General features: G+C 64.4%; 26 protein-coding genes and 1 tRNA gene. 6 read left to right on the top strand and 21 right to left on the bottom strand.

Annotation, left to right across the window (positions count from 1 at the left end; translation table 11 throughout):
• Positions 1 to 91 precede the first annotated feature (91 nt).
• A complete protein-coding gene (locus DQ353_RS05375; protein ID WP_113761753.1) occupies positions 92 to 361 on the bottom strand; it encodes a DUF4229 domain-containing protein in 270 nt (89 codons plus the stop codon).
• Positions 362 to 434: 73 nt separating this feature from the next.
• On the opposite strand from DQ353_RS05375, the gene DQ353_RS05370 reads away from it, so the two are divergent.
• The gene (locus DQ353_RS05370; protein WP_286166622.1) at positions 435 to 830 is read left to right on the top strand and encodes a PLDc N-terminal domain-containing protein; all 396 of its coding nucleotides are present in this window, start codon (positions 435 to 437) and stop codon (positions 828 to 830) included.
• Between the two features lie 67 nt (positions 831 to 897).
• Here the strand turns inward: DQ353_RS05370 and DQ353_RS05365 are convergent, their stop codons facing one another.
• Complete coding sequence (locus DQ353_RS05365; RefSeq protein ID WP_113761751.1) at positions 898 to 2064, bottom strand: RtcB family protein; 1167 nt, start codon at positions 2062 to 2064, stop codon at positions 898 to 900.
• Between the two features lie 240 nt (positions 2065 to 2304).
• Here DQ353_RS05365 and DQ353_RS21975 point away from each other — a divergent pair, with 240 nt between their 5' ends.
• Positions 2305 to 2544, top strand: a complete 240-nt coding sequence (locus DQ353_RS21975) for a hypothetical protein (protein WP_113761750.1) — start codon at positions 2305 to 2307, stop codon at positions 2542 to 2544.
• Positions 2545 to 2634: 90 nt separating this feature from the next.
• On the opposite strand, the gene DQ353_RS05355 is transcribed toward DQ353_RS21975, so the two are convergent.
• The 7 genes from DQ353_RS05355 to DQ353_RS05325 form a co-directional block, all read right to left on the bottom strand.
• Positions 2635 to 2708: transfer RNA gene (locus DQ353_RS05355), tRNA-Met, on the bottom strand.
• A 138-nt stretch (positions 2709 to 2846) separates the two neighbouring features.
• Positions 2847 to 3284 carry a hypothetical protein gene (locus tag DQ353_RS21560; RefSeq protein ID WP_181578255.1) on the bottom strand — a complete coding sequence of 146 codons (438 nt, stop codon included), beginning with the start codon at positions 3282 to 3284 and terminating at the stop codon, positions 2847 to 2849.
• A gap of 1022 nt (positions 3285 to 4306) precedes the next feature.
• Complete coding sequence (ccsB, locus tag DQ353_RS05345) at positions 4307 to 5323, bottom strand: c-type cytochrome biogenesis protein CcsB (protein ID WP_113761836.1); 1017 nt, start codon at positions 5321 to 5323, stop codon at positions 4307 to 4309.
• A 20-nt stretch (positions 5324 to 5343) separates the two neighbouring features.
• Positions 5344 to 6948: a cytochrome c biogenesis protein ResB gene (gene resB / locus DQ353_RS05340; protein ID WP_113761835.1), complete on the bottom strand. Its 1605-nt coding sequence runs from the start codon at positions 6946 to 6948 to the stop codon at positions 5344 to 5346.
• 14 nt (positions 6949 to 6962) lie between these two features.
• Positions 6963 to 7727 carry a cytochrome c biogenesis CcdA family protein gene (locus DQ353_RS05335; RefSeq protein WP_113761834.1) on the bottom strand — a complete coding sequence of 255 codons (765 nt, stop codon included), beginning with the start codon at positions 7725 to 7727 and terminating at the stop codon, positions 6963 to 6965.
• 26 nt (positions 7728 to 7753) lie between these two features.
• The gene (locus DQ353_RS05330) at positions 7754 to 8380 is read right to left on the bottom strand and encodes a TlpA family protein disulfide reductase (protein WP_113761749.1); all 627 of its coding nucleotides are present in this window, start codon (positions 8378 to 8380) and stop codon (positions 7754 to 7756) included.
• 4 nt (positions 8381 to 8384) lie between these two features.
• Positions 8385 to 9047, bottom strand: coding sequence for a histidine phosphatase family protein (locus tag DQ353_RS05325; RefSeq protein ID WP_113761748.1), 663 nt, complete (start codon positions 9045 to 9047; stop codon positions 8385 to 8387).
• 271 nt (positions 9048 to 9318) lie between these two features.
• On the opposite strand from DQ353_RS05325, the gene DQ353_RS05320 reads away from it, so the two are divergent.
• Positions 9319 to 10083: a hypothetical protein gene (locus DQ353_RS05320; protein WP_113761747.1), complete on the top strand. Its 765-nt coding sequence runs from the start codon at positions 9319 to 9321 to the stop codon at positions 10081 to 10083.
• Between the two features lie 109 nt (positions 10084 to 10192).
• On the opposite strand, the gene DQ353_RS05315 is transcribed toward DQ353_RS05320, so the two are convergent.
• Both DQ353_RS05315 and DQ353_RS05310 read right to left on the bottom strand, forming a co-directional pair.
• A complete protein-coding gene (locus tag DQ353_RS05315; RefSeq protein WP_286166629.1) occupies positions 10193 to 10852 on the bottom strand; it encodes a redox-sensing transcriptional repressor Rex in 660 nt (219 codons plus the stop codon).
• A gap of 194 nt (positions 10853 to 11046) precedes the next feature.
• Complete coding sequence (locus tag DQ353_RS05310; protein WP_181578254.1) at positions 11047 to 11301, bottom strand: glutaredoxin family protein; 255 nt, start codon at positions 11299 to 11301, stop codon at positions 11047 to 11049.
• A gap of 49 nt (positions 11302 to 11350) precedes the next feature.
• Between DQ353_RS05310 and DQ353_RS05305 the strand changes: the two genes are divergently transcribed.
• The gene (locus DQ353_RS05305; RefSeq protein WP_286166621.1) at positions 11351 to 12166 is read left to right on the top strand and encodes an HAD family hydrolase; all 816 of its coding nucleotides are present in this window, start codon (positions 11351 to 11353) and stop codon (positions 12164 to 12166) included.
• A gap of 114 nt (positions 12167 to 12280) precedes the next feature.
• Here DQ353_RS05305 and DQ353_RS05300 read toward each other — a convergent pair whose 3' ends face one another.
• The 6 genes from DQ353_RS05300 to DQ353_RS05275 form a co-directional block, all read right to left on the bottom strand.
• A complete protein-coding gene (locus tag DQ353_RS05300; protein WP_003792170.1) occupies positions 12281 to 12379 on the bottom strand; it encodes a 30S ribosomal protein bS22 in 99 nt (32 codons plus the stop codon).
• 144 nt (positions 12380 to 12523) lie between these two features.
• Positions 12524 to 12736 (bottom strand): helix-turn-helix domain-containing protein, encoded by a 213-nt coding sequence (locus tag DQ353_RS05295; protein ID WP_113761745.1) that lies wholly within the window; start codon positions 12734 to 12736, stop codon positions 12524 to 12526.
• Positions 12737 to 12938: 202 nt separating this feature from the next.
• Positions 12939 to 14045 carry a 3-deoxy-7-phosphoheptulonate synthase gene (locus DQ353_RS05290; RefSeq protein WP_113761831.1) on the bottom strand — a complete coding sequence of 369 codons (1107 nt, stop codon included), beginning with the start codon at positions 14043 to 14045 and terminating at the stop codon, positions 12939 to 12941.
• A gap of 404 nt (positions 14046 to 14449) precedes the next feature.
• Positions 14450 to 15793, bottom strand: coding sequence for an NADP-specific glutamate dehydrogenase (gene gdhA / locus DQ353_RS05285; RefSeq protein WP_113761744.1), 1344 nt, complete (start codon positions 15791 to 15793; stop codon positions 14450 to 14452).
• 187 nt (positions 15794 to 15980) lie between these two features.
• On the bottom strand, positions 15981 to 16421 hold the full coding sequence (locus DQ353_RS05280) for an ArsR/SmtB family transcription factor (RefSeq protein ID WP_113761743.1): 441 nt from the start codon (positions 16419 to 16421) through the stop codon (positions 15981 to 15983).
• A gap of 46 nt (positions 16422 to 16467) precedes the next feature.
• Positions 16468 to 17616 carry an acetoin utilization protein AcuC gene (locus tag DQ353_RS05275; protein ID WP_113761742.1) on the bottom strand — a complete coding sequence of 383 codons (1149 nt, stop codon included), beginning with the start codon at positions 17614 to 17616 and terminating at the stop codon, positions 16468 to 16470.
• A 244-nt stretch (positions 17617 to 17860) separates the two neighbouring features.
• Between DQ353_RS05275 and DQ353_RS05270 the strand changes: the two genes are divergently transcribed.
• Both DQ353_RS05270 and DQ353_RS05265 read left to right on the top strand, forming a co-directional pair.
• Entirely contained in the window at positions 17861 to 19300 is a 1440-nt protein-coding gene (locus tag DQ353_RS05270; protein WP_113761741.1) for a TrkH family potassium uptake protein, read from the top strand.
• Between the two features lie 25 nt (positions 19301 to 19325).
• Positions 19326 to 19964: a potassium channel family protein gene (locus DQ353_RS05265; protein ID WP_113761830.1), complete on the top strand. Its 639-nt coding sequence runs from the start codon at positions 19326 to 19328 to the stop codon at positions 19962 to 19964.
• A 104-nt stretch (positions 19965 to 20068) separates the two neighbouring features.
• Here the strand turns inward: DQ353_RS05265 and proC are convergent, their stop codons facing one another.
• The 4 genes from proC to topA are packed head-to-tail and all read right to left on the bottom strand — an operon-like array spanning position 20069 to position 25697.
• Positions 20069 to 20929: a pyrroline-5-carboxylate reductase gene (gene proC, locus DQ353_RS05260; protein ID WP_113761740.1), complete on the bottom strand. Its 861-nt coding sequence runs from the start codon at positions 20927 to 20929 to the stop codon at positions 20069 to 20071.
• Between the two features lie 55 nt (positions 20930 to 20984).
• Positions 20985 to 21824 (bottom strand): sugar phosphate isomerase/epimerase family protein, encoded by an 840-nt coding sequence (locus DQ353_RS05255; RefSeq protein WP_113761739.1) that lies wholly within the window; start codon positions 21822 to 21824, stop codon positions 20985 to 20987.
• A gap of 24 nt (positions 21825 to 21848) precedes the next feature.
• On the bottom strand, positions 21849 to 22874 hold the full coding sequence (locus tag DQ353_RS05250) for a Ppx/GppA family phosphatase (protein ID WP_113761738.1): 1026 nt from the start codon (positions 22872 to 22874) through the stop codon (positions 21849 to 21851).
• A gap of 39 nt (positions 22875 to 22913) precedes the next feature.
• A complete protein-coding gene (topA, locus tag DQ353_RS05245; RefSeq protein ID WP_113761737.1) occupies positions 22914 to 25697 on the bottom strand; it encodes a type I DNA topoisomerase in 2784 nt (927 codons plus the stop codon).
• Positions 25698 to 25739: the final 42 nt, after the last annotated feature.

Raw genomic sequence — 25739 nt, 5'->3', positions numbered from 1 at the left:
CAACGCCCGGGCTCCCCATAAATCCCGAGGGGCCGCGCTCTGCACACCGACGCGTGCAATGCGCAGCCCCTCTGCCGCATGGATGCGAAAATTACTGTCCGTTGTCGAGGAAGCGGTCTTCGGCTTCCTCGTCCTCCAAATCGTGCCTGGTCTTCTTGGGGCCCCTTGCATTGAACATCTTCTGCACCTCGGCGTTCGCCGCCAATCGCATCTTGTTCAGGAACAGGTAGCTCAGCGCAAAGGCGATCACCAGCGCGATGAGGCCGGCCGTGTACAGCGGCCACTGCAAAAGGAAGACCAGTGGAAGGAAAACTACGAAGAAAAGGGCTAACCGGATCACGGTGTACTTGAAGAACTGCACCCCTCCAGTCTATACGCAGCCAGAACACAGATAAATTCACTAGACTGTAGGCATGGTCAGGAACTTTATTTTTATGGCGTTGGTTGCACTCGCAGTAACCATCTATGCCTTGATCGAATGCGTGCGTACGCGTCCGAGTGATGTGCGTTCGCTGCCCAAGACAGGTTGGATAGCGGCAATCGTCCTGCTTCCACTGATCGGAGCAGGACTGTGGTTCTGGTTGGGCCGCCCGTCCTCCAGCACCTACGCGCAGCCCACCCAGGCCAAGAGGCCCGCCACCGGCGCACCGGACGACGACCCCGAATTCCTCCGCAACCTGGAAACGCAGCGCCGCAACAAGGCCCGCGAGGACGAACTGCGCCGCAAGGAAGCCGAACTCGAAGCCCGCGAACGCAAGCTACGCGAAGAAGGCAAACCCCGCGACGAAGGTGGAAACCCCACCGAGGAAACACCGCGGCACACGCCGTAATCGCTCGCTCGATCCCGAAACTCCGGGGTGGTGGTCCAAGGATTCCCTTGGGCCACCACCCATCTGCTTAATCGCCCTTGACGTTGATGATCTGGCGCAGCTTGTGCCTCACGTCCACCAGGTCGTCAGCATCCTCCATGACCTGGTCAATCGGCTTGTAGGCACCAGGGATCTCATCGATGAAGGCGTCGGTGTCGCGGTACTCGATCCCCTTCATCGCTTCACGCAACTGCTCCACACTGAAGGTCTTTCGGGCTGCCGAACGCGAGTATTCCCGGCCGGCACCGTGCGGCGATGAATCCAGCGCCACGGCGTTGCCCTTGCCGATCACCACGTAGGATGCAGTGCCCATGGACCCGGGGATCAGCCCCGGGTCCCCCTGGCGGGCGCGGATGGCCCCCTTGCGTGAGAGCCACACCGACTTGCCGAAGTGCGTTTCCTTCTCGGTGAAGTTGTGGTGGCAGTTGATCCGCTCAATTTCCCGCACGTCTCCCCCAACCCATTCGCTGAACTGGCGGATGACCCGGTCCATCATTTCCTCGCGGTTGAGCAGTGCGAAATGCTGCGCCCACCGGAGTTCCCGGATGTAGGCAGCGAATTCCTCGGTCCCCTCCACCAGGTAAGCAAGATCCGGGTCGGGAAGTTCGATCCAGTACTTCTTGGCGACCTGCTGGGCGACTTTGATGTGCTTGGTGGCGATCCGGTTCCCTACTCCGCGGGAGCCTGAGTGCAGGAACAGCCACACGTTGTCGTCTTCGTCCAGGGAGACTTCAATGAAATGGTTTCCCGAGCCGAGCGACCCCAGCTGCAGTTCCCAGTTTCCCGCATAGCTTGCCGGATCGAAGCCCGCCCGCTCCGCGAGGTCCCTGAGCTCGGCAATGCGTGGCACCGCTGTGGCTACGACCTTGCGGTTGTACTTGCCCGCCGAGAGTGGAATCGCGCGCTCGATGTCCTCACGCAGCGGCTTGCGGTCCTTGGGCAGCTGGCGAGCGCAGTACTGGGTCTTCACCGCGATCATGCCGCAGCCGATGTCCACCCCGACCGCTGCGGGAATGATGGCTCCCAGAGTGGGGATGACGGACCCGACGGTTGCTCCCTTGCCAAGGTGGGCATCGGGCATCAAGGCCAGGTGGGGGAAGATGAATGCCATCTTCGAGGCGGTGATTGCCTGCTCACGGGTCTTCTCATCCAGGATGGATGCCCAGTTCTTGAGCCGGCTGTTGATGGTCTCCACGATTTCGCTTTCTGGTGTTGTTTTCTTTGCCGTGGAAATTCACGGCAAATTTAGAAAGGTTCGGGGAAATGATCGGATCCAAAAAAGTAACCCCGAACCGGTGTGTGGTTGCGGGGCTTGTCTTGCTGCTGGCGTGCAGAAGTCTATGAGCGGGGCAGCCGAGGGCCTGGTTCTTGCTTGTACTGGCGCTTGAATAGGCGCATGGAAAGAGCATTTGATTGAGTCATCTGCAGATTCAACATGGTTCTTTCCTTTCAGATCAGGTTGTTTCCCAAGAGCGGGATCTTGATTAAGTCGATCGCTTTCAATGATCGGCAATTGCCGAGCCTAGCATCAAGAATTGATTTCGAGCAAGAGATTCTTGCTTTGCCCCGGAGCACCGCTCCGTTTTCGGCGGTCACCACCCGGGCTTCCGCGTTGCCGCCGGGCTTCAAGGCGGAGCCGGAAGCACGGGGCCATGCTCGCAGGCAAGCGCTGTGAGATGCGGGGCATTGCACTAGCCATAGGCCCGGGTGCCCCGGAAATGCAAGAAGCTCTTGTCCCGGGTCTGGAACAAGAGCTTCTTCTTTGTGGCGGGGACAGGATTTGAACCTGTGACCTCCGGGTTATGAGCCCGGCGAGCTACCGAACTGCTCCACCCCGCGTCGGTAGATACAACAATAACAGCGCTTTGCCCACCAGCCTAATCGAGCGGTAAATGCAGTGAATTTCACCGGGATCACGGCATTTTTCAGCAGAAATCGACGGACCATTCGTGCTATTCGAGCCAAAACGCACGATATTCATGCACATTTGAACGTGAGGTCGATCACCATTGAATACCACTGCCTTCTCCCGCTTCGCCCGGATGCCGGATGCAAACTGGTTTCCTTCTGCGGTGGCCTTGCCGTCGCGGGGTTCCAGGGCCCAGTCATCGGATCTTCGAGTTCTTCCAGTGCGGCATCCCGGATCGGTCCGTGTACCCCTGGATCGACGGTGCAGCTGAAGGACGACACGAAAACGCCACCGCAGTGCACCCAGTAGCCGTCATGCTCGTTGCCTTGCACCTCGAAGTCCTGGCCGTTGTGCTCTTCGGCAGAAAGGACGACGCCCGGGGACGTTCGGTCTTGGGCCCCTCGCAGATGCACCCGGACTCCCGGGATGGGGAATTCGAGCAGCCCACGCCCTGCTGGTTGGACAAGTCCCGTGCCGATGAACCGGGCCCGGAGGTTGCCGATCATATTTTCGCATCCCCGTGGCGCCGGTGGATTCAACAGCCTTGCGAATAAGATCCGGTTTGGCTGCGTACTCTACTCCTGCGAATACCTCCAGGAACGATGCTTCAACATCTTGGATGGCTGCGGCTTGCAGGTCCATATGGTCCGCGCGCCGCAGGGATGTCGCGACACCCTCGTTGATCAGGTCGGAGACTTCTGCCGGCGGGCCGGCAAACAGCAGTGCCACCGGAAGCCCCTCGCGAATAAAACGCTGCACAAAGGCAGCCAGCCGCACGAACTCATCGCGGTTGGCGCCATGGATCTCATCCATGGTGATGGCCAGCCAGGTTTGCCAGACATCCATCAATCTCCGCGGCATCTCCCCCTGTTGCCTCCATCCCTGTTGCAGTGCAGGCGGCAGTTGCGAGGTGATCGTGAACCCTTCAGCACCGATGCCGGTGATGCACCGGCCGGCCGTCCCTTGCCCCGGCGCTTCCGCCGCTGCGCGCGTCACTTCGCCAATCCGGCCCCGGAACCCGGGGCTCCGTCTCCGAGACCACCACCCATGGGAGCGTGCGAATCCCTCCGCTTCGCCGGGCATGGCTTTCGTGCCCAGGCCCCGGGCACCGGTGAAAATGCTCAGCGCTCCCGGCACCCCGGTACGGATCTGCAGGCCATAGGCGAATTCGTCCAGCAGGGCGGAACGGGTTCCGTGTCGTGCCGCGATCGGCCCCGGCTCCTCCTGTGAATTGTGGTGTCCAGAGTGTACTTCTGTCTACGTGGTGAACAGGTGTGTTCCCACGCAGGGAAGAAAACTCCCCGGGAAAGGCGTCGCATCTTCGCTGGGCTTCTGGTTCCCACCGACGCCCCAACAGACCAAGAGCGGACCACAACCCGGGAAGGGGCTATGCCAGAAAGCGGCCCGAAAGGCGACTGCTGCTGTTTGGCCCAAGGCTGCCAGCGGGCCCTCGACGGGCCGGTTAACGCGGCGGTGGCCCCGTACCCGCAAATGCGGGTACGGGGCCACCGGGTGCAGCGTGGTGTCTCTACAAACCCGCGTAGGAGTGCAGGCCGTTGAAGTAGATGTTCACAACGGTGAAGTTGAAGACGATGCAGAGGTAGCCGATGATGCTCAGCCATGCCGAGCGTGCACCCGTCCAGCCTCCTGTTGCCCGGGCGTGCAGGTAACCCGCGTAGACAACCCAGATCACGAAGCTCCAGACCTCCTTGGTGTCCCAACCCCAGTAGCGGCCCCAGGCGGCCTCGGCCCAGATGGCCCCGGCCATTACGGTGAAGGTCCACATCACGAAGGCCACCGCGTTGATGCGGTAGGCGAAGTTTTCCAAGGGGGCGGCACCGGGGACCAGCCGCATGAACGGCATCTTGTCCGGTTTGCCCGCGGCCAGCGCATCCATCCGTGCGTGCTGGACCAGCTGGAGCACGTTCATCGCGAAGGTGATGGTGAACAACGACGAGGCCAGCACGGCAATGGACACATGAATGATCAGCCAGTAGCTCTGCAGGGCCGGCACCAGGTGTGCGACCGGTGTCGGGAAGCCCATGGTGGCGCCACACAGCATCACGGTGACAAGGCCGATAACGAAGGTGCCCATGAAGCGCAGGTCCTTCTTCAGCAGCACGAGCGAGAACACGAGGGCCACCAGGAAGGAACCGGTGGACAGGAACTCATACATGTTGCCCCACGGGACCCGGCCGGCAGCAATGCCGCGGGCGACCACGGCAAAGCCCTGCAACAGCACGCCCAGCCAGGTCAGGGAGACCGCAACCTTGGCCGCCATGCGCTTGGCTGAGGTGGCCGTGTAGGTCATGGAGTCATTGACCAGCTCGTTTTCCGCGCCGCCTGGGGGTGGTGTTCCCACGGCGCCGGCCGCGACAAGGGCCTTCTTTTCCGAAGCAAGCGTCGCGGCGTCGATTTCCTGGATGAGCTTGCTTGACTTCGCAAGATCCCACGCGAACGCCACGAAGGCCGATGCGTAGACAATTGCGGCAAGCAACATGAACAGGTCGCTGTACTGACCCAAGGCCACGTTGATCGTGGGCATGTTGTTTTCCATTCGGTCTCCTAGACTCCGGCTCGCTCAACGGCGGGCCACTGCTGCTCAAGAAGCTTGCGCAGCTCCTTGGCTTCGGATTCAAGTCCGTGGTCTTCACCGCGGGCCAGCAATCCGTATTCGATTATCCGCTCTTCACGGCCCGATCCGTCAACCGAGGTCTTGACCTTCACCCAGGCACGGCGTCGTGCAGTGAACAGTGAGATGCCCAGTCCCAGCAGCGAAAGCGCTGCAAAGATCGCCACGGGGCGCTTGCTCGGGTCGTAGGCGATGTCCACGCCGATAAAGCGCTTGAGACCGTCAAAGGAAATGCTTCCCTTGCCGTCCGGCAGCTTGTAGGTCTGTCCTGCCGACAGCACGATGCCCCCGGCGTCGAGGTTTCGGTTGTTCAGTTCCTTCAGGGCGTCGGTTTCAAGAACGTAGACGTTTTGCGGATTGCCGTCGTCCAGTCCCAGGTTTCCGTAGTACGAGTTCAGCTGCAATTGCGGATTGATGGCGTTGGGGTCCCCGGAAATCGCGAACCCCGTCTCGTCCGTCATCGCGGTGGGCAGCAGGAAGCCCTGGAAGCCCAACTGATCCGGCTTGGCGTCGGGAGCCTTGATCACCATCAGCGAGGTGTACATGCCGTCCTGGGGGACCGACACCACCGGTCCGCTGAACGCAACGTTTCCTGCGCCGTCACGAACGGTGACCACCGGTGCATAGCCGTTGCCGACCAGGTACATGTCCGCGCCATCGATGCGCAGCGGATGATTGACCCGGATCGTTTCCTTCTGGGGTTCGGCATCCGGGCTGCGGCGGGTCTCGACCTCGGCGGTGAAATCGATCGGCTGGCCGAAGTGGGTCGTGGATTCGCGGTCGAAGGTGATGTTGAACTTGTCGAGCTTCACCGAGTACGGATCCAGGGAATCTTCCTTGAAGAAGGTTCCGGGCTTGAACGAATCGTAGGAAACCAGCGAGTTCACGAACGTCTCGCCCTCGACCAGGACGCGTTGCCCGTTGTACCCGAAGGCGCCGCCGATGCCCACCGAGGCCAGGAGCCCCACCAGGGAAATGTGGAACAGCAGGTTGCCGATTTCACGGATGTACCCGCGCTCGGCGCCCACCGACGGGGTCGGGCCCTCGGTACGGGCCTCTGACCGGTAACCGCGTTTTTTCAAGAGCGCGGCGGCCTGCCTGGCGATTTCCGCGTCGCTGAGGCCGGACTCCGCCGCGGACTGGATCTCGATGGTGCCGTTTTGCGGCAACCGGTTCAGTCTCGAGGGAGTGCGCGGAGGTGGTGTGCGCAGCGCCTTGGCATGCTTTTTCACACGCGGCAGGATGCAACCGATCAGCGAGACGAACAGCAGCATGTAGATGGCCGAGAACCACACCGAGGAGTACACGTCGAAAAGCTGGAAGCGGTCCAGCCATTCGCCGGCGGTTGGCTTGTTGGTCAGGTAGATGGTTACCTGCTCCGGATTCACCGAACGCTGGGGGAAGAGCGACCCGGGCACCGCAGCCACTGCCAGCAGCAGCAGCAGGAAGAGCGCCGTTTTCATGCTGGTCAGCTGGGTCCATGCCCAGCGCAGCATGCCAACGAACCCAAGGGCCGGGACCGCTACGTCTTTTTTCATGTCATTTTTCGCCATTAGATGGGCAACCTGATCTCATTGGTGAACCAATCCTGCAATTGCGTAACCCAGGTACCCCACAGGCCGGTGGCCATCAGGATTCCCAGAAGAATCAACATGCCGCCGCCGAAGCGCATGATCGCCAACTGGTGTCGACGGAAGAATTGCATGGCTCCCATGCCGCGGCGTATTGCCATGGCGATGAAGAGGAACGGCAGTCCCAATCCCATGCAGTAGAAGAAAGTCAGCAGTGCGCCCTTGCCCGGATTCGGATCCACGCCGGAGCTCATCGCCAACACAGCAGCCAGCGTCGGGCCGATGCATGGCGCCCATCCCAATCCGAAGGTCAGACCCAGGACAGGGGCCCCCCAGAGACCCGCCGGTGGCTTGCGGTGTATCTTGGCCTCTCGCTGCATGAAGGAGAACTTCCCCATGAAGACTATGCCCATGAAGATCACCACGAGGCCCAGGAGCTGCGTGACCCACGCACCCTTGTAGACCATCCATCCGGCGATCTGTGAAAAGAGCACACCGGCGAGCATGAAGACAACCGTGAATCCGAGGATGAACAGGCCGATTCCGGCGACCATGCGGCCGCGTTTCTGCTCGGCGAGATCGGCGCCGGAAAGGCCGGTGACGTAACCCAGGTACCCCGGTACCAGTGGCAGTACGCAAGGCGACAGGAATGAAACAAGGCCCGCCAAGATGGCCACGGGAACAGCGAGAATCAGCGATCCGTCCTGGACGATCTCGGCAAACTGGTTACCTTGGGCCGGCAGCATCAAGGCGCCGGCCAGCACGGTGTTGATCACAACGACTCGGTCAGAGCCGTATTGATCAGTGCCTTGAGCGTTGGTTTCTCGGCGACTCCGAGGATGCGCGCCGAGACCCGGCCCTGTTTGTCCAGCACCAGCGTGGTGGGCACGGCCTTGAGCGGGACGTATTTAGTCATCGCCAGTTGGATCGCACCCTGGGTGTCCTGGATCGAGGGGTACTCGATGCCGAAGGTGCGCTCGAATGCCTCGGCGGCTTCCTTCTCGTCGCGCACGTTGATCCCAATGAATTCGACCTTGCCCTTGAACTCCTTGCTGAGCTCAACCATGTGCGGGGCCTCGATGCGGCACGGGGCACAAGCCGCGTACCAGAAGTTCAGGACGGTCGCCTGGTCGGTCCAGTCGGCCGAATCGATCTTGGTTCCGTCGTAGGCAACGGCCTGGATCTCCACCGGGGCCGTACGCGACTCCGGACCGTATTCCTGCACGGAGCCGTCACCGGCGATGTAATTCTTGTTGTTGCCCTCGCGGGCTTGCTTGGCCAGGGGATCCTCGTCGCCAACGCATGCGGCCAGCGGCAGCACGGCAGCACCAATCAAGGCTGCGCGCAAGAATGTACGTCGGCCCAAGCGCTGTGCTTGGGCCGAGATGGGATCGGTCATGATCTCAAGCTCCAGGGATGTTCGCAGCGTTGGCCAAGAGGTCCACGCTAGGTTCTGCATAACGGACTGCGACCAGACTTTCACCTTCAAAGTCCAGGCTAGTCACGGAGGTGAGAGTGCACTCGCGTTTCCGCGGATCATGCCACAGGGCCTTGCCCTCGGCAGAGCGGCGCGTAACCCAGATCGGCAGCTGGTGGCTGACCAAAATGACTTCGGCTCCACGGCCGCCAAGTTCAACCGCTCGATCGCGGTGTTCGACAATGGCGGTCATCATTCGTGCCACCTGGTCCCGGTAGGGCTCCCCCCAGGATGGACGAAAAGGATTAACGACGTAGGACCAGTACTTTGGTTCCTTCAGCCGGTTCTTGATTTGCGACAGTCCCTCGAAGCGGTTCGCGGCTTCGATGATCCGATCATCGGTCACAATTTCCAGGCCCAGCGCCTTGGAAGTCGGTTCGGCCGTTTCCTGCGCCCGCACAAGCGGGGAGGAGACCAAATGCGTGATGTTGGCTCCCGCATTTCGCTGCGCGATGAAGTACTCCGCAGCGCGGTCGGCCATTTGGTGACCAAGATCGGAAAGGTGGAACTCCGGTAGCCGACCGTAGAGAACCCTGTCCGGGTTATGCACTTCGCCATGACGCAGAAGGTGAACGGTAGCAGTCGACATGGGTTAAGTGTCTCAAAATTTTGTTCCGATACCTAAACCGGAAACGTGACTTTGCCCTTGTACCTACCGGAAAGCGCGGGGAAACAGCTTCAATTTCTACAACTCGTACAAGTCTGGCCGCAATCGGCACCGCAAGTGCCCCAGGCTTTGCCACCTCGTTGGACAAATCGTTCAAACGCCACGAAAAACCATCCTTAGGGAGGGTCAAAATGGAAACCGCACCCTATATCGTGAGGGGTAAGCCGTAGTTTTCCACCAAAAGGAGCAGGTTATGTCTACCCCTGAAAATGATCCCCAGAACCCGAAGCCGCCGTCAGGCGAACCGAACCCGCCGCAGTACGGGCAGCGTGCACCGCAGGATCCGAACGCCGCCGGCCATACTCCACATGGCCAGCCGCCGCAGTATGGCGCCCAGCAGCCCAACCCCTACGGGCAGAACCCCAACCCATACGGCCAGCAGCCGCCCGCCGACAAGCCCTATGGCCAGCAGCCTCCGTCACCCTACGGCCAGCAGCCCTACCCGGGCGGCTTCCCGGTGCCGCCGCAGGGCAACTTTGCGGCACCCCAGATGCCAACGCACCGCCCCAAGGAACTGGACACGTCGTTCTGGGCCATCCTGGCAGCCGGCGTGGTCTTTGCCATCGGCTTGGTCACCTCGATCTTCAACCTGAACTCGGCAACGCTGAGCAGCGAGCTCGGTGCCATGCCGGGCATGGACGAGCAGCTAAAGGCATCCGGGCTGACCCTCGACGACGTCGTGGGGATGCTTCCGGCAATCCAGTCGACCGTGGTTGTCTTTGCCCTGATCTTCCTGGGCGCCTACGTGTTGATTGCGTTCATGGTCCGCAGGGGAAGCAACGTGGCACGCATCTTCGCCACCGTCCTTGCCGCACTCTCGCTCTTGAGCCTCGGAAGCGGACTACTGATCCTGCTGTCGGTCGTACTCGGCGTCGTTGGCGTTGTCTTTGCCTGGTTGCGTCCCTCAAGCCAGTACATTGCCGCCCGCCGTGCGGCACGGGCCGCGGGATACCGCTAAAGAATCGCTAATTCGCAGCGAATGGTCCGTGGGAATCAGCCGGTGGCGGCTGGCTCCCACGGACCATTTTTGTTGGCACCGGAGCCGTTCGGCGAGCGGCACCTGGAGACTAGGAACCCAGGCTCTGCGCGTGGTAGGCCAGGATCTGGAGTTCGGTGGCCAGATCGACCTTGCGCAGGTTCACGCCGGACGGTACCTGCAGGACCACCGGGGCAAAACTCAGGATGCTGCGCACGCCACGGCCCACCAGCTTGTCGCACAGGTCCTGGGCGGCGGCGCCGGGAACGGAGAGCACAGCGATGTTGGCATCGGTGGCTTCGAGAATCCGGTCCAGGTCGGCGACGTCTTGGACCTGCAGGTCCCCCACCGCGGTGCCGATGACCTCGGGTGCCGAATCCAGCAGGGCCACAACCTCGAAGCCTCGGCTCCTGAATCCCCCGTACCCCGATAGCGCCCGACCCAGGTTGCCGGCACCGATGATGGCAACACGCCAATGCCGCATCAGGCCCATGGCCTTGGAAATGTGTTCTGTCAGTTCGGTCACCACGTAGCCCACCCCGCGGGTCCCGTACGAACCCAGCAGGGACAGGTCCTTGCGGAGGATGGCGGGATTGACCCCCGCCTCTGCGGCCAGGATGCCCGAGGAGGTGCGTTCCGCGCCGCGGGCCTGCATCGCGTTCAACGCCCGCAGGTACTGCGTCAATCGCGCCAGGGTCGCCTCGGGAAGGATCCTGCCCAGCGAACCGGTCGGCGGCTGACCTTGCTCCATGCCGGGCTCGAGGTCCTCGGCGATCCGGTAGCCTGCAGCGGAAGCGTTCACGTCGCTGCCTGCGGGGTGGTGCTCAGTGGGCATGGTGTTCTGGCTCGATTCCTTGGATGACTTCATGACGTACCAACCGGTCCTTGCGGGGCCGCTTCACGGCCACGGGCTTTCACTTGGACGGCCTGCTGCCAACCCCGACGCTATCCGGCCAACAAGGACTCAAGTCGCTGGGCGTCTATCACCCAGAAATCCCGTACCCGTCCGTCCACCAACAGCACCGGGACTTCTTCCGAGTGCTGTGCCAGGAGTTCCGGGTCTTGGTCGATGTCAACGCTCTGCCACGTGTATCCCAGCCTGCCGGTGACCTCATCGAGGGTCTTCGTCGCGGCGAGGCACAAATGGCATCCGGAACGAACCAACAACTTGATCTCTCGCGGGGTCTGCACACTGCTCATGATCCAACGCTACAGCTCCAGTGAAAGAAGTTTGCAATACACTGGGCGGATGCCCTCCAACCCTTTCCCCGTGTCCCACCTTGGGCAGGAGCCGGTGATATCCAGCACCACGGCCGCCTTTTTTGACGTTGACAACACCATGATGCGTGGTGCATCGCTGTATGCGGTTGCCCGGAAAATGTACCAACGCCGGGCTTTTACCTTGCGCGAGGTAGCATGGTTTGCCCTTCACCAGCTGCGGTTCGTGACCCGGGGCGAGAACCTCGGTGACATCCATGCCATCCGCGACCGCGCGCTTTTGCTGGCGTCGGGGTTCTCCGTCGCGGACATGGTTGCGCTCGGGGATGAAATTTATGACGAGTTCATTGAGTCGAAAATCTGGCCCGGCACCCGGGCCATCGCCGACCAGCACATGCACGCAGGGCGCCAGGTCTGGCTTGTCACCGCCACACCGCTGGAGGTCGCCACGGTCATGGCCCGGCGACTGGGACTCGACGGAGCGCTTGGAACCAGCGTGGAACATGTCGAAGGTGTCTACACGGGACGCCTGGTCGGCGAGATCCTGCACGGAGCAGCGAAGGCCGTCGCGGTCCAGGACCTTGCCCAGGAAAAGGGCCTGGACCTGGCCGAATGCTGGGGGTACAGCGACTCCCACAACGACATCCCGCTACTGGAGGTGGTTGGCCACCCCGTGGCGATCAATCCGGACGGCAGGCTTCGCCGCCACGCCAAGGAGCGGAACTGGCCCGTTTACGATTTTCGCACCGGGCGCAGGGCCGCAACCTTTGGCCTGAAGGCTGCGGGGGTCTCAGGCGCGCTCTGGGGCTTGTGGCGCAGCGTTGGAGCACTTCGCCGACGCCCTTAAGGCCGCATCCGCCGGGTCCGCGGCAACTTCCGTGACATGCAAAAAGGTGCGTTTCCCCGAAGGGGAAACGCACCTTTTCACATGCTCGATTCCGGGCAAGCCCGGAGCCGGCATTTACTTCTTATTACGACGCTGGTGGCGGGTCTTACGAAGCAATTTACGGTGCTTCTTCTTGGCCATACGCTTGCGGCGCTTCTTAATAACAGAGCCCATAATGGTTCCTCACAAACTGATTCGATTGCCGACTACTACTTCTTCGGCACCAAAGCACCAGAATAGCCAACGGGACGTTAAACGTTCCTTAACAGATTACCTGCTTCCAGAGCGGATTCTGACCACTCGTGAAAACCGTCGGCGCTAGCCGGTGCTAGAGTCCCGCCCGAACCCGGCCGCGCGCAGGTATTCCTGCACCGCATTTTCGGGTACGCGATAGGAACGACCGAATCGAACGGCCGGCAAATCACCGGCGTGAACGAGGCGGTAGACGGTCATCTTTGACACGCGCATCACCTCGGCAACCTCGGCCACCGTCATGAAACGCGCGTTGGCAAAGTTTTGCGATTCGACCATTCCCTGATTCTCCTGACAATATTCACATAGCAGTCATGCCTTGGCGCAAACTAGGGAGTGTTCCTTGCCCACGCCAACACCCCAAGATACCCTATGTTCTTATGTCACACTTTAGTGGCTCGCGGGGCCAATGTGAACTGCGCGACGTGCAACAATGCGTAGGCCATAGTCGCGACTCGGGGCAGACAGGCGTGCACGACAGCTAGCGTGCAGCACGCACCGCGGATGCCAAGGCCTGGAGCAGTTCCGCGCTGGTGTCCCAACCCATGCAGGCATCGGTGACGGACTGGCCGTAGGCCAGTCCCGAGAGCACGTCGGAGCCCGCTGCCACGGTGTCCGGATCGTGCTTCTGGGCGCCGGGGACCAGGAAGCTTTCGGCCATGATTCCGGCAATCTTTTGGTCACCTGCGGCAATCCGGGCAGCCAGCTCCGCAATGACCTCGCCCTGGCGTACGTGGGACTTGCCCGAGTTTGCGTGGGATGCATCGACGATCACCCTCGGATTCATGCCGGCGCTTTCCATGGCTGCCGAGGCCTTGGCCACCGGTTCCACGGCGAAGTTGGGTCCATCCGCGCCACCACGCAGGATCAGGTGGGCATCCTGGTTTCCCGCAGTCTGCACGATGGCGGTGCGACCCTCGTCGCTGATTCCCATGAACGACTGCGGGGCACCGGCGGCCTGGCAGGCGTCGATCGCGACCTGTACCGATCCGTCTGTGCCGTTCTTGAACCCCACGGGCATCGAGAGTCCCGAGACCAGCTGGCGGTGGGTCTGGCTTTCGGTCGTGCGGGCGCCGATGGCTCCCCAGCTGATCACGTCGGCTAGGTACTGGGCGCTGAGCGGTTCCAGGAATTCGGTGGCCAGCGGCAGTCCCAGGCTGCTGGCTGCGAGCATGAACTCGCGCGCGGATCGAAGTCCCGCGGCCATGTCGTGGCTGCCATCGAGGTGCGGGTCGTTGACCAGGCCCTTCCAGCCCACCGTGGTCCGCGGCTTTTCGAAGTAGCTGCGCATCACCACCAGCAGCTCGCCTTCGTGTTCCTTGGCCGCTGCGGCGAGCTTGGCGGCGTATTCAAGCCCCGCAACCGGGTCGTGGATCGAGCAGGGGCCAATAATGACCAGCAGGCGCTCATCGAGCCCTGAGAGCACGGCGCGGACTTCCTGACGGGCACGCATGATCCGGTAACCCTGGGCATCTCCCACGGGAAGTTCGGCGACCAGCTCGGCGGGGGTGGGAAGTTCGGTGATTCCCAGCACGCGTTCATTGGTGTTGGCGCGTTGCTGTGTCTCGGTGGCGGCTGCGATGCTCATGGTTGGGGGCCTTTCGGTTTCGGCCCTGCGCGTCTTGGCGGGGCCCATCGGTTTCAATGCGGCCCCCGCTGACACGTCTCCGTATTCCTCCAGGGCCGCTATCTTGGAAATAGCGAAGGGCCGGCAAGCAATAGCTTGCGGCCCTTGTCGGCTCTGAAGGTGGGTATGCGAAATTATCGCGTCTTAGGCCCCTCCAGAGCCGACACAAAATACGCATACCAACGATTAGTCATGGTTGAAAATGTACCCCCGGGTCGTCGAAAACCACAAACCCGGCACCGAGACCCGGCGAAACATAGCGTCTCAAACACGCAAAAGCCGGGGTCGACAAGCCGACCCCCCCTGGGTTCATGCTTGCCGGTCCCCGGCCTTGGTCCCTGGTGCGGCGGCCGCTGCGGATCTTGCTAGATCAGGCCCTGGGCCAGCATTGCGTCTGCGACCTTCACGAAGCCTGCGATGTTGGCGCCGGCCACGTAGTTGCCCGGAACCCCGTACTCGTCGGCGGTCGAGGCGCAGCGGTCGTGGATGCCGACCATGATCTCGGTCAGGCGGGCCTCGGTGTGCGCGAAGCTCCACGAGTCGCGGCTGGCGTTCTGCTGCATTTCCAGTGCCGAGGTGGCCACGCCGCCGGCGTTGGCCGCCTTGCCCGGGGCGAAGAGCACCCCGGCGTCCTGGAAGAGCGAGGTTGCCGCGGCGGTGCAAGGCATGTTGGCGCCCTCGGCCACCGCCAGGACACCCGCGGAAATCAAGCGCTTGGCGTGCTTGGCGTCCAGCTCGTTCTGCGTGGCGCAGGGCAGCGCCACGGTGGCATCCACGTCCCAGACGTTGCCGCCCTCGACATAGTGCACCTTCTTGGACTTGGCGCGCTCGGCGTACTCGCTGATGCGTCCGCGTTCGACTTCCTTGATCTGGCGAAGCAACTCGATGTCGATGCCGCGCTCATCGAGGATGTAGCCGGAGGAATCCGACGCCGTCAAGACGCGGGCTCCGAGGCTCTGGGCCTTGTCGATGGCGTTGATGGCGACGTTGCCCGAACCGGAAACGACGACACGCTGGCCGTCAAAGCTCGTGCCGCGGGTCTTGAGCATTTCCTGGGTGAAGATCACTGCACCAAAGCCGGTGGCCTCGGGACGAACCAGTGAGCCTCCCCAGCTGATGCCCTTGCCGGTGAGCACACCGGACTCGTAGCGGTTGGTGATGCGCTTGTACTGGCCAAAGAGGTAGCCGATTTCACGGCCGCCCACTCCGATGTCGCCGGCGGGTACGTCGGTGTACTCGCCGATGTGGCGGTAGAGCTCGGTCATGAAGGACTGGCAGAAGCGCATGACCTCGGCGTCGGTCTTGCCGCGCGGGTCGAAGTCGGAACCGCCCTTGCCGCCGCCGATGGGCATGCCGGTGAGCGAGTTCTTGAAGATCTGCTCGAAGCCCAGGAACTTCACGATGCCCAGGTATACCGAGGGGTGGAAGCGCAGGCCGCCCTTGTACGGGCCCAGCGCGGAGTTGAATTCCACACGGAAACCGCGGTTGATCTGTACGCGTCCTTCGTCGTCGGTCCACGGGACACGGAAGATGATCTGGCGCTCCGGCTCGCACAAGCGCTGCAGGATGGCCGCTTCGGCGTATTCGGGGCGCTTGCGGGAGACCGCTTCGAGGCTTTCGAAAACCTCGGTCACCGCCTGGTGGAATTCCGCTTCACCGGGATTGCGACGGAAAACTTCGTCGCGAATGGTCGCAAGATGCTGGTCCAAGTCTTATCTCCTCATCACTTGGGGCAGGCACGAGGGCACGCGACCGCCATGACTGGCAACGCTGCCCCGGATTAGAGAATGACACGGGCAGCACCCGAGGGCACAACCCGGGCGTAATCATGGAACCACGCCCGCGTAACGTTTTTGCCTGTCGCGGTAGGATGCCGCGCAGCCATTGGTGGCCCGGCTAGCGCTTTCTGCCGAATTTCGGTTTGGGGAACCGCTCGAGGAAATCCTGGGCGCGGCCGGTGACCTGTTCCAGGCCGCGGCCGACGGTGCGGCCCAGCTGCGCGGCTGCCACCGTCGCCTGGCTGGCGACCTCGTGCGATCCGGCAGCCTGCTCCGGGACCAGCGACAGCGCCGGGGGCGGAGGCAGGTAGCGGTGCAGCCAGGTCTCCAGTTCCAGGAACGTCACGGGCTCCAGGGCGTAGTAGCGGCGCTGCCCGTCGGCGCGCATCGAGACCAGCCCGGCCTCGCGCAACACCTTCAGATGCTTGGAGACGGTCGGCTGGGAAACACCCAACGCCTCGACCAGGGAACCGACCGAGCACGAATCCTCGCGCAGGGCCTCGAGCAACCGGCGCCGGGTGGGGTCTGCCAGCGCGGAGAAAATATCATCATGAGCCACCGCATAACCCTATCTGCATATACGTGCGTTGGCATCTTGGGCTGCCCTAATCGAACCAGGGGTCCAGCCCGAAAAGCGGGAAGATCTCCTTGCGGGTGGCCATGATGGTGCGGTCCACCGGGTCCGCCGGGTCGTAGCCGACCTCCCAGGAACGCCACCACAGCTCGGCGTTGTCGCCCATGGACTCGGGGGTGCTGACCCCGTAGCGCTCGAGCACGTAGTCGCGCCAGTGGCGCGGCACCGGAGTGGCCAGCGGCACCGGCCTGCCCGAGGCGATGGCCACCAGGTGGCTCCAGGCCCGCGGAACCACCGAGGCGGTGTTGTAGCCACCTCCGCCGGTGGCGATCCAGCGGCCCTCGCAGTGCCGGGCCGCCAGCTCGGCAATATCCAGCGCGTTTTGCCGCTGGGCGTCGATGGTCAGGCGCAGGTTGGACAGGTCGTCGTCGCGATGCCCGTCGCAGCCGTGCTGCGAGACGATGACCTCCGGGGCGAAGGCGGCTGCCAGCTGCGGGACGACCGCGTGGAAGGCGCGCAGCCAGGCGGCATCGGTGGTGCGCGCGGGTACCGCCACGTTCACCGCGGTGCCCTGCGCGTCGGGCCCCCCGATCTCGTTGGCGTACCCGGTGCCCGGGAACAGCGACATCCCGGATTCGTGGATCGATATGGTCATGACCCGCGGGTCGTTCCAGAAGATGGACTGGGTTCCGTCGCCGTGGTGCGCGTCCACGTCGATGTACAGGACCTTTTTCACCCCGCCGTCGAGCAACCGCTGGATCGCCAGGGCGGCGTCGTTGTAGATGCAGAAGCCGCTGGCCTTGCCCGCGGCGGCGTGGTGCATGCCGCCGCCGAAGTTCACCACGTGCAAGGCCTTCTGTCCCAGGATCGCTTCGGCCGCGGCCAGCGATCCGCCGGCCAACCGGGCACTGGCCTCGTGGATCCCGGCGTAGGCGGGGTTGTCCTCGGTGCCCAGCCCGCGGGCCTCGTCGGGCACCTCCGGATGGGCACTGACCCGGTGGACGGCTGCGATGTAGTCGACATCGTGCACCACGGCCAGCTGCTCGTCGGTGGCGACTTCGGGCTGGACCAGCGTGAGGTTGGCACGGTCGAAGAGGCCCAGGTCCGCACAGAGGCGGGCGGTGAGTTCGAGCCGGATCGGGTGCATCGGATGGGTCTCGCTGAAGCGGTAGGCCATCATCTGCTCGCTCCAGATCACCTGGGTCGGGGGCACGGGCGCATTTACGGCAAACACACACTCAGGCTACGCGATCGGCGAGCTCGGTATGCGCCAAGACACCCGCGGCACACCGGCCCTTCCCACGCCGGGGCCGCGCGTCGCGCCGTTCCCCGGCGGAACCCGTGGCGGCATGGTTTATTGTGGGAGCTTGCGGGGCAGGGCTTCCGCACCGAAGATGTCCAAGTCTTGGAGCCGAGCTATACACATGGGAACGCCTCCCTTTTCCGAACCAGCACGACGGGCCGGCGCCGAATCCGGCGCACCGGCCAGATGGCGCACGCGCGTGGGCCAGTGGCGGGCGATGGCCTCGGATTTCACCGTCCGCTCCCCCGCCCGCCTGGCCCTGTTCACCTTCGTCATTGTGATCTCGCTGTTCACCTCCCTGCTGGCGCTGCCGGTGTCCTCGGCCGCCGGCGAACCCACTCCCTTCTACGACGCCCTGTTCACCGCGGTCTCCGCGGTCTGCGTCACCGGGCTGACCGTCGTCTCCACCGCCACCCACTGGTCCTTCTTCGGCCAGCTGGTGATGATCATCGCGGTGTTTGTCGGCGGCTTGGGCATCCTGACCCTGGCCTCGGTGCTCTCCCTGGCGGTGTCCAAGCGGCTGGGCGTGCGCGGGAAGCTGATGGCGCAGAACTCCATGAACACCTCCGCCGCCTCCACCCTGGGCGAGGTCGGTTCGCTGCTGCGCATCGTGATCACCACCTCGGTCGCCATCGAGATCGCGCTGGCCCTGATGCTGGTCCCGCGCTTCCTGATCCTGGGTGAACCGGTGGGCGAGGCCGTGTGGCACGGGATCTTCTACTCCGTTTCTTCCTTCAACAACGCCGGGTTCACGCCGCACTCGGACGGGCTGGTCCCCTACGAGACGGACCTGTGGATCCTGGTCCCGCTGATGCTCGGGGTCTTCTTGGGCTCGCTGGGCTTCCCGGTGCTGATGGTGCTGCTGGCGCACAGGTTCAACACCCGCAAGTGGTCGCTGCACGCGAAGCTGACCCTGTTGGTCACCGGCATCCTGTTGGCGGGCGGAGCGCTGCTGTGGGCGGCGGCCGAATGGACCAACCCGGACACCATCGGATACATGTCCGACGGCGACAAGGTCATCCACTCGGTCTTCGCCTCGGTGATGACCCGCTCCGGCGGGTTCAACCTGGTGGACCAGGGAGAGATGAACCAGGTGACGATGCTGCTGTCCAATGCGCTGATGTTCGCCGGCGGCGGCTCCGCCTCCACGGCCGGCGGCATCAAGGTCACCACCATCGCGGTGATGTTCCTGGCGATCTTTGCCGAGGCCCGCGGCGACACCGACGTGCGCGCCTTCGGCCGCCGCATCCCCGAGGGCACCATGCGCGTGGCCATCTCGGTCATCGTCCTGGGCGCCACCCTGGTGATGCTGGCGACCGCCTCGCTGCTGGTGATCAGCGGCACCTCGCTGTCCCGGGCGCTGTTCGAGTCGATCTCGGCCTTCGCGACCGTGGGGCTGAGCACCAATTTGTCGGCCGAGCTGCCGCCGGCGGGCAAGTACGTGCTCTCCGCGCTGATGTTTGCCGGCCGAATCGGTACGATTACCCTTGCGGCGGCGCTGACCCTGCGCCAACGCAACCAGCTCTACCACTTCCCCGAAGAGAGGCCCATCATTGGCTGAGAAGAACACGGACCACAACGCCCCGGTGCTGGTCATCGGGCTGGGCCGTTTTGGCGCCTCCGTGGCCGAGCAACTGGTCAAGCAGGGCCGCGAGGTGCTGGCCATCGAACGCAACCAGGAACTCGTGCAGAAGTGGGCCTCGGTGCTCACCCACGTGGTGGAGGCCGACGCGACCAACATCGATGCGCTGCGCCAGCTTGGCGCCCAGGAGTTCACCTCCGCCGTCGTGGGCGTGGGCACCTCGATCGAGTCCTCCGTGCTGATCACCGTGAACCTGGTGGACCTGGGCATCGAGCACCTGTGGGTCAAGGCCATCACGCCCTCGCACGGCAAGATCCTCACCCGCATCGGCGCCAACCACGTGATCTACCCGGAGGCCGACGCCGGGGTCCGCGCCGCGCACCTGGTGGGCGGGCGGATGCTGGACTTCATCGAGTTCGACGACGGATTTGCGATCGTGAAGATGTACCCGCCCAAGGAAACCCAGGGCTTCACACTGGCCGAGTCCCAGGTGCGCTCCAAGTACGGGATCACCGTGGTGGGCGTGAAGTCCCCCGGCGAGGACTTCACCTACGCCCAGCCCGACACCAAGGTCACCCGGCGCGACGTGCTGATCGTCTCCGGGCACGTGGATCTGCTCGAACGCTTCGCCGCCCGGCCCTAGGCCACCGACGCACCGGGCCGCACCGGCCCCGGGCCGCCCGGGAAGCAGAAAGTTCCCCCTGCCGCTGCGTGAGGAAGCAGCGGCAGGGGGAACTCTTGTTTGTCCTAGGCCAGTTCCCGGCTGATCGCCGCGGCGCGGGCGGCGGCGGCGGCGGCCCCGCGGGCAATGATTCCCGGCAGGCCCTCCTTGTCGAAGGTGGCGATGGCCTGCTCGGTGGTGCCGTTGGGGCTGGTCACGCCCTGGCGCAGGGCGGAGGGGTCCACCTGCGGGTCGGCAAGCATCTTCCCGGCCCCGGCAACGGTGGCACGGGCCAGGTCGGTGGCCAGCGCCGCATCCAGGCCCAGCTTGACCCCGGCCGCGGCCATGGCCTCGACCAGGTAGAACACGTAGGCCGGCCCGGAACCGCTGACGGCCGAGACGGCATCCTGCTGGGACTCGGGCACCACGTGCACCACCCCGGAGCCGGCAAACAGGTCAACGACCGCGGCCAGCGCGGCTTCCGAAACTGTCGCCCCGGCGCTGAGGCCCACGGCACCGGCGCCCACCTTCAGCGGGGTGTTGGGCATGGACCGCACCACGGGCTGGCCCGGGGCAAGGTGCGCGGCGATCATCTCGATCGTGATCGCCGCGGCCACCGAGACGACCACGGCGGTGGGCTTGAGCACGTCCCTGATCTCGTCGCACAGCGCGGCGATGCCAACGGGCTTGACCCCCAAGAAGACGATGTCGGCGTCCCTGGCGGCGTTGCGGTTGGCTTCCGGGTCGTGTTCCCCGACCAGGACCGTGACGCCGGTCTCGGCACGCAGGTCGTGGGCCTTGGCATTGCTGCGCAGTGTCGCGACGATCGCCTGGGGGCTGTAGCCGGTGGCAATGATTCCGCGCAGCACCGCCCCGTTCATGGAACCGGTGCCCAGGAAGGCAAGTCTGTTGGCGGCCAGGGCGGAAGTCGAAAGCACGGAAGTCATGTGCCCATTGTTCCACGTCCGGCGCCCGGCCCGGCCGGTTTGCCGGCGTGCGCGGCTAGATCGAGTGGGTCCCCGAGGCGGCGCCCTCGTTGGCCGGGGCCAGGTGCCGGCGGGCGAACTCGAGGGTCTCGCCGAGCCAGGCCTCGCGCTCCCCGGCGCCCTTGGCCTTGCGCGTGGAGACCTCCACGGCCACCACCCCGTCCCAGTCCGAGTCGCGCAGGTACTCGATGGCCTCGATGACCGGCTGGGTTCCACGGCCGGGCACCAGGTGCTCGTCCTTGCCGTTGTTCAGCCCGTCGCACAGGTGCACGTGCGTCAGCCGCTGGCCCAGGTCGCGGAAGGCCACGGCCGAGTCCATGTCGGCGATCGCCGAGTGCGAGAAGTCCCAGGTGACGAACTCGTAGGGTTCGGGGACCGGGTTCCAGTGCGGCAGGTACATCTTGGCCTCGCGGCCCCGGGCCCGCCACGGGTACATGTTCTCCACCGCGATCTTCACCCCGTACTCCTCCATGATGCGGCGGATGCCGGTGGCGAACTCGGTGGCGTAGGTGCCCTGCCAGCGGAAGGGCGGGTGGGCCACCACCACGTCGCAGCCGACCTCCACGGCCATCGCGGCGGCGGATTCGATCTTGTTCCAGGCGGTGCCCCAGACCTGCTGGGTCAGCAGCAGCGTGGGGGCGTGGATGGCCATGACCGGCTGCTCGTAGCGTTCGGCCAGCCGGTTCAGCGCCATCGCGTCCTGCGAAACCTGGTTGCCCGTGACCAGCACCTCGACGCCGTCGTAGCCCAGGTCGTTGGACACCGCGAAGGCGTCGTGGACGTTCAGCGGGTAGACCGATGCGCTGGAAAGCGCCACCGGGATCGGGGCCTTGGCGCCCGTGCCTGACTCGACCATGGATCCTGTGCCCCTTGTCTTTCGCTACAGAACGTTGCTGCCCTGGGACATCGACAATACCGAGGATTGTCCCAGTGCCACCTCTCCGACACCCACGCTACTACTGAGCGGAGCGGTGGAGTCAAACAGGACGTGGTCGAACCTGCGCAGCATCAGTCCCTCGCGCAGTGCCCACGGACAGATCCGCAAGCTCTTGACCTTCATCGCGTTCATCGCCTCCAGCGCCACGATGGCACCCGCCAGCAGCTGCGGGGCGCGGATCGCCGAGACGCCCGGAAGCTCGGAGCGCTCCTCCCAGTTCATCGCCGTCAGCCGGTTGGTCCAGACCTTCAGCGATTCGGCGCGCAGCACCCGCTTGACGTAGGGCCCTTCCGCGGACGGGGCGGCCCCGGTGATCCGCGCCAGCGACCTGAAGGTCTTCGAGGTTCCGGTGACCATCGTCGGCTTGCCGAACTGGCGCAGCTCGGCCACCGGCTCGGCCAGCACCTCGCGCACGTGGTGGCGCAGCGCCTTGACGTCCTTGATCGAGGGCGGGTCCGCCTCCAGCCAGTCGCGGGTCAGCCGTCCGGCCCCCAGGGGCACCGAATGGGCCACGGTGGGGAACTCGTCTTGGCCCAGGGCGAGCTCGAAGGAGCCGCCGCCCATGTCCAGGTTCAGCAGCGAATCCGAGCTCCAGCCGAACCAGCGGCGCACCGCGTAGTACGTCATCCCGGCCTCCTGCTCACCGGTCAGCTCGGTCAGCTTCACGCCGGTCTCGGCCACGACCCGGGCCAGGACCTGCTCGCCGTTGGCCGATTCGCGGATCGCCGAGGTGCAGAAGGCCAACAGGTCCTCCGCGTGGTGGTTGATCGCGAATTGCGCGGCCTCGTGCACGAAGTCCAGCAGCTCGTCCTGGCCGGCCTGGGTGATCGCCCCGTGCTCGTCCAGGTAGGCGACCAGCGAGAGCGGGCGCTTGTGCGAGGCGAAGGGCACCGGCCGGGCGCCCGGATATGCGTCGACCAGCAACAGGTGAACCGTGTTCGACCCGATATCCAGTACGCCCAGCCTCATGGTGTCATCCTCATGTGTGTGGCCCCTTGCCGCGTGCGGCTAGTTGCCGGTCTTCTTGGCCGCCGGCTTTTTGGCCGGGGCCTTCTTGGCGGGTGCCTTCTTCGCCGGCGCCTTGGCCGCGGAGGTGCGCTTGACCGGACCGCGGGCCCGCTTGTCGGCCAGCAGCTCGATGGCCTTCTCCCGGGTCAGCTCCTCCAGGGTGGTGTCGCGAGGGATCGTGATGTTGGTGACCCCGTCGGTGATGTAGGCACCGAAGCGTCCCTCCTTGACCACGATGTTCTTCTCCGAGACCGGGTCAACGCCGAACTCGGCCAGCGGCGGCACCGCGGCACGGGCGCCACGGACCTTGGGCGTCGAGTAGATCGCCAGCGCCTCCTCGAGGGTGATCGTGAAGATCTCCTCCTCGGAGCCGATGGAGCGCGAGTCGGTGCCCTTCTTCAGGTAGGGCCCGAAGCGGCCGTTCTGCACGGTGATCTCCACACCCTCGGCGTCCACGCCCAGCACGCGCGGCAGCGAGATCAGCCGCAGCGCCTCCTCGAGCGTGACGGTTTCCACGGTCATCGTGCTGAACAGCGAACCGGTGCGCGGCTTGGCCTTGACCGGCTTCTTCGGCGGCTTCGGCTTGCCGTTCTTGTAGTACTCCACCGGCATGGCGGCCAGTTCCTCGGCCGTGGGCTCCACGATGACCTCGGTGACGTAGGCGCCGTAGCGCCCGTCCTTGGCCACGATGGTGCGCCCGGTCTCCGGGTCGGTGCCCAGCACGCGCTCGCTCGGGCCCTGGGTCTCCATGAGCTCGATGGCCTTCTCGGCGGTTAGCTCGTCGGGGGCCAGGTCCTCGGGCACGTTGGCGCGCTGCGGGTCGGTGCCCTCGGGGGCGTCGGCCGGCAGCGGCTTTTCCAGGTACGGGCCGAACTTGCCCACGCGCAGCACGATGCCCGGGGCGATCTCGATGGAATTGATGGCGCGGGCGTCGATGTCACCGAGGTTGTTGACCACCGATTCCAGTCCGACCTGCCCGGTCTCCGGCGAGCCGAAGTAGAAGTCCTTCAGCCAGGCGGTGCGGCCCTTCTGGCCGTGGGCGATCTCGTCCAGGTCGTCTTCCAGGCGCGCGGTGAAGTCGTAGTCGACGTACTTGCCGAAGTGCTCCTCCAGCAGGCGGATCACGGAGAACGCGATCCAGCTGGGCACCAGGGCGCCTCCGCGCTTGGTGACGTATCCGCGGTCCATGATGGTGGAGATGGTCGGGGCGAAGGTCGAGGGGCGCCCGATCTCCCGGGCCTCCAGCTCCGCGACGATCGAGGCCTCGGTGTAGCGTGCCGGCGGGCTCGTGGTGTGCCCGATGGCGTCGATGCCGGTGCCTGCCAGCGCATCGTCGACCTTCAGCTGCGGCAGGCGTGCCTCCTCGGCCGCCTCCGCGGCCTCGGCCTCGCGGGCGGCGTCGCGGCCCTCCTCGTAGGCTGCCATGAACCCGCGGAAGGTGATCACGGTGCCGGAGGCGGAGAATTCCGCGACCTGCCCGGTGGTGGATTCGCCGGCCAGCTTGATGGTGGCGGTGAAGCCCTTGGCGTCGGCCATCTGCGAGGCGACGGTGCGCTTCCAGATCAGCTCGTAGAGCTTGAACTCGTCGGCCGAGAGCTGGGCACGCACGGTGGCGGGGCGGCGGAAGGAGTCGCCGGCCGGGCGGATGGCCTCGTGGGCCTCCTGCGCGGAACCGGACTTGGCCTTGTACAACCGCGGGGCAGCCGGCACGGATTCGGATCCGTAGAGTTCGGCAGCCTGCTTGCGTGCGGCGTTGACCGCCTCGTTGGACAGGAACACCGAGTCGGTACGCATGTAGGTGATGTAGCCGTTTTCATACAGGCGCTGGGCGACCTGCATGGTGGACTTCGAGCTCCAGCGCAGCTTGCGGCTGGCTTCCTGCTGCAGCGTCGAGGTGGTGAACGGTGCGGCCGGGCGGCGGGTGTAGGGCTTCTCATCGACGTTGGTGACGGCAAAGTCCGCATCGGCCAAACCGGCGGCCAATGCCTGTGCCTTGGCCTCGTCCAGGTGCGCGACTGAGCCGGTCTTGGGGGTCTTCAGCTCGCCGCGGTCGGTGAAGTCGCGGCCCGTGGCCACGCGTGCCCCGTCGACGGAGGAGAGCTTCGCGCCGAAGGATTCGCCGTTGGACGTGGCGAAGGTGCCGGTCAGGTCCCAGTAGGAGGCGCTGCGGAAGGCCATGCGTTCGCGTTCGCGTTCGACGACCAGGCGGGTTGCCACCGACTGCACGCGTCCGGCGGACAGGCCGCGGGCCACCTTGCGCCAGAGCACCGGGGAGATCTCGTAGCCGTAGAGGCGGTCGAGCACGCGGCGGGTTTCCTGGGCGTTGACCAGGTCGGTGTCCAGCTCCCGGATGTTCTCCATGGCACGGTTGATGCCCTCTTGGGTGATCTCGGTGAACGCCATGCGGTACACCGGGACCTTGGGCTTGAGCACCTCGAGCAGGTGCCACGCGATGGCTTCGCCTTCGCGGTCCGCATCGGTTGCGAGATAGAGCGCGTCGGCGCCCTTGAGCTTGGCCTTGAGTTCGGCGACCCGCTTCTTCTTGTCCGGGTACACGACGTAGTAGGGGTCGAAGTCGTTCTCGACGTCCACGGCGAACTTGCCGTAGGGGCCCTTCTTCATCTCCGCGGGTAGATCGGCGGGTTGCGCCAGATCGCGGATGTGCCCCACCGAGGCATCGACTTCAAAGCCGTCGCCCAGGTACTTGGCGATCGACTTGCTTTTAGCCGGGGACTCCACGATCACGAGTTTCATTCCGGTCTTTTCCTTGGCCTTGGCGGGCACAGCACTCCTATTAGCAACCAGTGGTGCACCAAAGTGGGCGCA

This window comes from Arthrobacter sp. AQ5-05 (genome assembly GCF_003287975.1).
Taxonomy (GTDB): Bacteria; Actinomycetota; Actinomycetes; order Actinomycetales; family Micrococcaceae; genus Paeniglutamicibacter.
Note: the sequence above shows the minus strand (reverse complement) of the source record. Positions and strands in the feature narration are given on the sequence as shown.